Raw genomic sequence first — 4,012 nt, 5'->3', positions numbered from 1 at the left:
TGCCGCGGCGGCGATGAGAAGGGTGCGTCTTTTCATTTTTTGCTCCTGCTGGGTTTCGCCCTTGTCGCTTCCAATGTGTCGACAAAGGCTTTTGTTTTTTCGAGGCCGCGCCGCATGTGCGCGTGGATTTCGGCTTTCATAGTCTCAAGATCATCCGATAGCGCCAGGCGGATATACTCGTCGTGGCTGTCGCGCTTAGGACCAGAAATTCCATGGGCGCGGTGATGAGCAGCCCAATAGACCTGGAGGCGACCGCGAACGCTCGACCAGCTAGAGGCCAGGATGCTGTTACCGCTCCATTCATAGGCGAGGCTATGCAGATCCAGCTCGGCATCGATCGCCCGAACATCGTCCTGCGCGTCAATGGCGAGCAGAAGCCTCTCGTGCCTGGCCCGCAGCTTCTCTTCAAAGCGGGAAGTCCGCCGATCCCAGATCTGCTCAAAGGCAAAAACCTCCAGGCAGATCCGCATCGCGTAGATGTCGTTGATGTCCTTCACCGAAAGGTCGACAATACGGGTGCCAGTATAGGGTACTGATACGACAAGGCCTTGATCGATCAACTGACGCAAGGCTTCCCGCATCGGGGCTCGGCTTGCGCCAAACCTGTCGGCCAAGGTGCTTTCAGTGACTGTCTCTCCGGGCTCGAATTCGCCAGACAGGATCGCAGCACGCATCATTGCGCAAATCTGCGTGGCCATCGTCTCACGCTTAATCGCCGTAACGATTATCAAATCTCCTGCCTCACACCAACATTGTAGATTGTATACAACATTAGGAACCTTTGTCATTTACTTTGTAGAGGAATGCAATCCATTTGGGACCTGAGAGTGACATCAGGCTAACGGTGCCTTTCCGCGCTTTCTATAGAGTGCTCCGGAACCCCTGCGTGCAACAGCTGCAGTTACGGCTTACTACAGAAAATGATTGCTGGAAGCAGCGCCACGTGGCATGTAGTCAAATAACGCTGATTGGGCGTTATGAGGCGATCTAGCGACAACGGCATGACAAAGCATCATGCCAAGGTGACCGATGAGGCAAGGATGAATGACCTGTCCAAAGTAACGTTCACCAATCTTGAAGTAGATACCGACCTCCTCGGCAGGTATGCAGACCGGTTGGCGCACTCCCTAGACAAAGAAATGCGTCGGGTCTTCCACCCGAACGATAGTAAAACCCTTCGTAAGTTCTCCGCCGGTGAGTTGGCAGAATATACTGGCATTAATGCCTCCACTGCACGCGCGCGCCACAAAGATGGCAGCTTTCCCGAGGTGGAAACTGATGGTCGTGGACACCGCTTCTATACCGCTGAAGAGATGGACGCGATCCGGCAGATCATGATCCAGACCGGCAAGAACGGCGAGGAGTACCGCAACGGCCGCCGTGACGGCGAGCCGATGCAGATCATTTCAGTGGTCAACTTTAAGGGTGGGTCTGGCAAGACAACATCGACCGCCCATATCGCCCACTATCTTACGCTGCGCGGATTTCGCACGCTGGTTGTCGACCTTGATCCTCAAGCCAGCCTCTCCACCTTCTTTGGCTTCCGCCCTGAGCTCGACTTTGAGGCTCCAGAGGAACTCACGATCTACGATGCATTGTGCTACGAAAACCTTTCGGATGGTGTGCGTCGAGCTGGTATGCGCGAGGTCATACGGAAGACCTACTTCCACAACCTCCATATCGCTCCCGCTAGTTTGGAATTGGCAGAGTATGAGACAACAACTGCCTATGCATTAAACACCAATGCTATGGGCAAGACATCCCATACGATCTTTGCTGCACGACTTGCGGAGAAGCTAGCGGAGGTACAGGACGATTACGACATCGTGCTCATTGACTGTCCGCCACAACTTGGATTCACCACACTAACAGCAATCACAGCATCCACAGGTCTACTTGTGACCGTCGTTCCAGGGATGCTCGACATCGCCTCAATGTCTCAGTTTCTAAAGCTCGCGACGGATACGATGCAGGCAATCCGTGGAAAATCCTCAAAGGTGCACAGCTGGAGCTTTGTCAAGTTCCTCGTCACGCGCTTTGAGCCATCCGACGGTCCGCAAAATCAAATGGCCGGGTATCTGCGCCACCTCCTAGGATCTCAAGTTCTGATCAACCCGATGCTCAAGTCGACAGCGTTTTCGGACGCAGGAATGGCGCATCAAACCATTTATGAGGTTGATCCCAAGCAACTTGTTAAGAGCACACTGGACCGAGCTATCGGTAGCATGAACGCTGTTGGGCGGGAGATTGAAGGTATCATTCACCAAGTCTGGGGGCGCTGATGGGACGGAAATTGTTTGGTGGTATGCCTCTTGGCATCGATGACGATCCTGCTCTGGAGCCGCGTAAAAGTCCGGACGATGTCGAGAGCGCGCCTCCTTTTACGGGACGCTCACGTGCACGAAGCGCGCAGGCACTTGCCGGCGGGATCTTGGAACTCACAGCAAACTCGATACGCGACCTCGATCCCGCAGTAATTCTGTCTGATGGGCCTGCGGATAGGCTTGGTTTGGACCCGGAAAGCATCGCCGCGTTAGCAGAAAGTATCAGAACCCATGGACAGCAGGTTCCGATTCTTGTGCGCCCTTCTGGCACCACCGAACGATACAAAATCGTATACGGCCGGCGGAGGCTGGCGGCCGTTCGCACATTAGGTCCGGACTACAGGGTGAAGGCAATTGTACGCACCTTGGACGACGATGCCGCAGTCCTCGCTCAAGGTCAGGAGAACAACCTTCGGGTAGACCCATCCTACATCGAAAAAGCTCTTTTCGCTCGAGAATTGCGCGACGCGAATTATCTTCCAGAGGTTATTCAGGACGCTCTCGGCATCGACAGGACAGCAGTCTCGAAGATGAAGACGATCGTCGACAATGTTCCATTGGACGTTATCCGATACATAGGTGCCGCACATGAGATTGGCCGAACTCTGTGGACGGAACTGGCACGTTACACAAGAGACGAAGGCTTAGACCTCGTGAGTTTCATCCCTGCAAGTGGCGACGGCGCAGTAACTGGAGCTGATCGTTTTGAGCAAATAATTGCCAAAGCACGCAAGGCCTCGGCAGACGCTGCACTGCAGCGCAACTTTGCTGCATTGCAGCAAAGTTGTGTGACAGGTGTCACAGCGGCGGAAGATGAACCGGGTCGGCCTCACCGCCTCTTAGAAATTGAAGGCCGCCATATTGGGACCGTAAAAAAGACCGGCCGTAGTGTGACCTTTAGTGTCTCTTTAAGACACCAATCGCAATTCGGACAGTGGCTTGACGAAAACGCGAATGATGTCATCGCGGAACTCCACAAGCGCTGGACGGAAGCCCGAGGGAGCGGCTGAGCGCCCCCCTCATTCAGTCAACCAGAGTAGAAAGAAGGAGCGCACCAGGAAGGCCGGTACATAAAAAATAGCCCCCCGAAGTCACCCTCGGAGAGCCTTAATCTGTCATTCGCACTTTCAGATTTAGCGCCTCCGTACTGCTCCGTCAAGAAGCCGATTCGGTTGTCGGAGAGTTTTTGTCCGCAGTTTAACTTCAGTTGCGGTTAAGCTTGGTGCCAAACGGGATCGACGGCCTGCCCCGCGAATGCAAGATGTCATTTCAAAACCATAAGCCGTCGGTGTTTGCGCCGGCGAGGGATAACTTGATGCCAAACGGCACAGCAGAGGACGTGTGGTCGATCTATCGTACTATCCGTGATGCAGCCCCAGAACTTAGAATAAAACCAAAGGTTATACAGACGCTTGCTGCCCTCATCAGTTGCCTGAAGCCGCGGAGAGGAATGATCTGTTTTGCATCGAACAGCGAATTGCAACGCCGTCTTGCTGGCCTGAGTGAAAAGACAATTCGCCGACACATCAAAGAACTGGCGGATGCAGAAATCGTCCGACGTCAAAGCAGCCCCAACGGCAAACGCTACTGCACTCGAGACCCTGAGAGCGGTGCGGCTGAAGCTTACGGCATCGATCTCTCACCAATGGTTGAGAACGCTAAGCGATGGCAAGATGCTCTGGAAACAA

At 54.0% G+C, this 4,012-nt stretch carries 4 protein-coding genes; 3 read left to right on the top strand and 1 reads right to left on the bottom strand.

Translation table 11 applies throughout. From position 1 onward, the window contains the following. Nucleotides 1-32 precede the first annotated feature (32 nt). A complete protein-coding gene (locus ACLHHB_RS04405; RefSeq protein ID WP_410217074.1) occupies nt 33-698 on the bottom strand; it encodes a GntR family transcriptional regulator in 666 nt (221 codons plus the stop codon). A 342-nt stretch (nt 699-1,040) separates the two neighbouring features. Between ACLHHB_RS04405 and repA the strand changes: the two genes are divergently transcribed. The 3 genes from repA to ACLHHB_RS04390 all read left to right on the top strand — a co-directional run. After that, nucleotides 1,041-2,282: a plasmid partitioning protein RepA gene (gene repA, locus ACLHHB_RS04400; RefSeq protein WP_410217073.1), complete on the top strand. Its 1,242-nt coding sequence runs from the start codon at nt 1,041-1,043 to the stop codon at nt 2,280-2,282. Then, nucleotides 2,282-3,334 (top strand): plasmid partitioning protein RepB, encoded by a 1,053-nt coding sequence (gene repB, locus ACLHHB_RS04395; RefSeq protein ID WP_410217072.1) that lies wholly within the window; start codon nt 2,282-2,284, stop codon nt 3,332-3,334. Before repA ends, repB begins: the two co-directional genes overlap by 1 nt. Nucleotides 3,335-3,639: 305 nt before the next feature. After that, the coding region (locus tag ACLHHB_RS04390; RefSeq protein WP_410217071.1) for a helix-turn-helix domain-containing protein at nt 3,640-4,012 on the top strand (373 nt) is incomplete at its 3' end.

Source organism: Paracoccus sp. (in: a-proteobacteria) (assembly GCF_046462195.1).
Taxonomy (GTDB): Bacteria; Pseudomonadota; Alphaproteobacteria; order Rhodobacterales; family Rhodobacteraceae; genus Paracoccus.
The sequence above is the reverse complement of the archived record's forward strand: the minus strand, read 5'-3'. Positions and strand labels throughout refer to the sequence as shown.

Excerpts from the sequence above, each read along its gene's own strand:
- ACLHHB_RS04405 (WP_410217074.1), bottom strand. The coding sequence starts at position 698 with ATGGCCACGCAGATTTGCGCAATGATGCGTGCTGCGATCCTGTCTGGC.
- repB (WP_410217072.1), top strand. The coding sequence starts at position 2,282 with ATGGGACGGAAATTGTTTGGTGGTATGCCTCTTGGCATCGATGACGAT.
- repA (WP_410217073.1), top strand. The coding sequence starts at position 1,041 with ATGAATGACCTGTCCAAAGTAACGTTCACCAATCTTGAAGTAGATACC.